At 48.8% G+C, this 2694-nt stretch carries 4 protein-coding genes and 1 pseudogene; 2 read left to right on the top strand and 3 right to left on the bottom strand.

The window, feature by feature from the left end; translation table 11 throughout:
- Window positions 1–177: 177 nt before the first annotated feature.
- The 3 genes and pseudogenes from D7Y06_RS24595 to D7Y06_RS24585 all read right to left on the bottom strand — a co-directional run.
- On the bottom strand, window positions 178–600 hold the full coding sequence (locus D7Y06_RS24595; protein WP_120410105.1) for a DUF2000 domain-containing protein: 423 nt from the start codon (window positions 598–600) through the stop codon (window positions 178–180).
- 3 nt (window positions 601–603) lie between these two features.
- Window positions 604–1251, bottom strand: a complete 648-nt coding sequence (locus tag D7Y06_RS24590) for a hypothetical protein (RefSeq protein WP_120410104.1) — start codon at window positions 1249–1251, stop codon at window positions 604–606.
- Window positions 1244–1477 (bottom strand): annotated as a pseudogene (locus D7Y06_RS24585) (EamA family transporter); the annotation flags it as partial. The gene D7Y06_RS24590 and the pseudogene D7Y06_RS24585, both read right to left, overlap by 8 nt.
- Window positions 1478–1556: 79 nt before the next feature.
- On the opposite strand from D7Y06_RS24585, the gene D7Y06_RS27550 reads away from it, so the two are divergent.
- Complete coding sequence (locus tag D7Y06_RS27550) at window positions 1557–1835, top strand: transposase (protein ID WP_243119506.1); 279 nt, start codon at window positions 1557–1559, stop codon at window positions 1833–1835.
- Window positions 1796–2560: an IS3 family transposase gene (locus tag D7Y06_RS24580; protein WP_330566601.1), complete on the top strand. Its 765-nt coding sequence runs from the start codon at window positions 1796–1798 to the stop codon at window positions 2558–2560. Before D7Y06_RS27550 ends, D7Y06_RS24580 begins: the two co-directional genes overlap by 40 nt.
- Window positions 2561–2694 lie beyond the last annotated feature (134 nt).

Below are 2694 nucleotides of genomic sequence, written 5' to 3'. Positions count from 1 at the left end.
AGCCCTAAAGTTTTTCGCCTTTCGTCCGATATAGTGGAAACTCAAACCGCCGTGTAAGCATATTAACTCTGTTTCCCCACTTTCCAAGCGGTTTCTGCTGTCAGACCTGCCTGCGGAAACGGCAGACCGCCGCATATGGTGGTAAGCCATCTGCGGCGGTTAGCTTTTGTATATCCTTTATCTCAGCAGAGCCATACTCCCTGTCAATTTGTTTACTTTCTTTTTCGCACCACAAATGGCAACCCCATAATAATTCAATTCCGTTTCCGGAACATCCTTCATCTTTTCAATAAACTCATCATAGGTCTTGCACCCCTGCGCAAGATCTGAAAAATCTACCACCGTCAAATCCGAAAACTCCGGCTCATACAGCTTTTCACGGATAGACTTGATTATCTCCACATTTCCCTTTAAAATTGGCACTGGAAATTCAATGATCCCCAAATGCCTGTTGCCTGTCCTGTCATACACATCTGCGCCTACGACCTCCGGCATCTGCTTTCCCAGCGTGATACCCATGATCGCTGCCGTGTTCGCTATAATGCCAAGCGGCAGGTTCTCATCAATCACCATGACACATTTTTCATTCTGTAAATCCATCTTTCAATTCTCCTGTTCTTTGGAGGATTTTTCCTCCTGATTTTTCTGATAACGGCGGTAGAGATAGACCCTGCGAAAGCCAAGCCGCCCATACCGCTCCGGCAGTTCTTCCTCCCCCGGAATATCTGCCAGTATCCTTACAATTCCATTTGCCATCGAAAACCGCAGGATGTCCTCCATGCTTATATCCGGCAGATTCCCGTCCGGCAGGAATAAAAGCCCTTGACGCTTTATCCCGACAACTATCTCTCCCGCCATGACGTACCCCGTCCCGCCGTTCCCGTTTTTCAGGAACAGCCCGCCCTGCATTTTCCCTTTCATGCAAAGTTCCCCGGTATCCGTTGTTAAATTCCATTCACCGACCACGCCGCATTTTTCCAGCCCGTACCCATTGTCCGTAAGGATAGAACTCAGGTGGTAATTGGTATGCTCCACGATGCGGAACACACACCCTGTCCCGCACTGGCGGCTGATTTCCTCGCACCTACGGATGTTCTCCGGGATATCCCCATTCGAAAATTTGTAATACAGCGGATAGACCAAAAGCTGCCCTTCCATTCTTTTCAGCACCCATCCCCGGCAGACTTGCGTTTCCCTGTCGGGGAACAGGCTGATGATCTGCTCCTCCGTCCTTATCGCAGGCTCATTCACTGTTCCCACTCCCCTTCCCGTTATATTCAGAAAGGAAAAGCCCTGCAACCGCCAGAACCGTCCCTATAACGGAAACCCACGTTACCGGCTCCTTCAGCACCAGCACGGAAGTCACCACCGTTATGACGGGAACCATGTAAATATAGACGCTGGTCCTGACTGCGCCAAGCACCTTTACCGCAAGGTTCCATGTGGCAAAGCAGAGCGCAGAAGCCCCCAGCCCAAGTGGTGTTAGTATATAAGTGTGGACAGAAAAAGTTGAACAACCTATACTATCAAGTGAAAGAGCAAAGGAGACGTTCAACATGGCGAAAAATCAAAAATCTTACACTCCGGAATTTAAACAGCAGATCGTGGATCTGTATAATGCCGGAGGAACTTCGTATCCACAACTGGAACGTGAATATGGCGTAAACCGGAGTACGATTAGCGGCTGGGTAAAGCAGCTTTCCCCTATCAAGGTATCAGAGGAGGAAACGGTCACTCTCAAGGAGTATAAGGCTCTCCAGAAAGAAATCCAGCGCCTTAAGACCGAGAATGAAATATTAAAAAAAGCGACCGCCATATTCGCAAAAGAACAATAGCCGAGATTGTTGCATTTATCCAGGACAACTTAACAAACTACTCTGTATCCCAGCTTTGCAGTGCCTTGAAATTCCCAAGGAGTACCTATTACAAAGCTCTGGTTTGTGTACCTTCAAATAAACGGATGGAGTATGAGGAATTCGGCAGGAAAGTGAAACAAGCCTTTGAGGATTCCAAACGCAGATACGGGGCTGTCAAACTATGCCGTGTACTCAATGGCGCCGGGACACCCTGCAGCATCAAGCGGGTCCAGAGGCATATGGCAGAGCAGGGACTGCGCTCTGTGGTAGTAAAGAAGTACAGCCACCATGCCAATCACGGCAGTATCCCAGATGATAAAGTGAATATCCTGAAACGTGATTTTGGAACAGAAACCATCAACCAAAAATGGTGTACAGATATTACCTACATCCATGTGCAGAAAGAAGGATGGACTTATCTGGCGTCTGTCATGGATTTGTGCAGCCGTAAAATCATCGGCTATGCCTATGGCACATCTATGACAGCGGAATTGGCAGTGAAAGCGGTAGAGAATGCCTGCCTGAACGTCAGGGAAACAAAAGGAATCATCTTGCATAGTGACCTTGGGAGCCAGTATACGAGCCAGGCGTTTGAAGATTGCCTGAGCGGGAAAGAAATCCTGCATTCCTATAGCCGTAAGGGAAATCCATACGATAATGCCTGCATACTGTTTTTGAGGATGCTGCTGTCGAAGCGATCCTGAACGCCTCGGATGGGACACCCCGCATGGTAAACCGTCTCTGCAGCCAGAGCCTTCTGTGTGCAGAGGCAAAAAGGCGGGATCTGGTAGATGCGGACGCAGCCATGCAGGCTATCAACGACTGCGAGCTGGGATAG

This window comes from Roseburia sp. 1XD42-69, from assembly GCF_003612565.1.
Lineage (GTDB): Bacteria > Bacillota > Clostridia > Lachnospirales > Lachnospiraceae > Roseburia_B.
Note: the sequence above shows the minus strand (reverse complement) of the source record. Positions and strands in the feature narration are given on the sequence as shown.

Excerpts from the sequence above, each read along its gene's own strand:
- D7Y06_RS24595 (WP_120410105.1), bottom strand. The coding sequence starts at position 600 with ATGGATTTACAGAATGAAAAATGTGTCATGGTGATTGATGAGAACCTG.
- D7Y06_RS27550 (WP_243119506.1), top strand. The coding sequence starts at position 1,557 with ATGGCGAAAAATCAAAAATCTTACACTCCGGAATTTAAACAGCAGATC.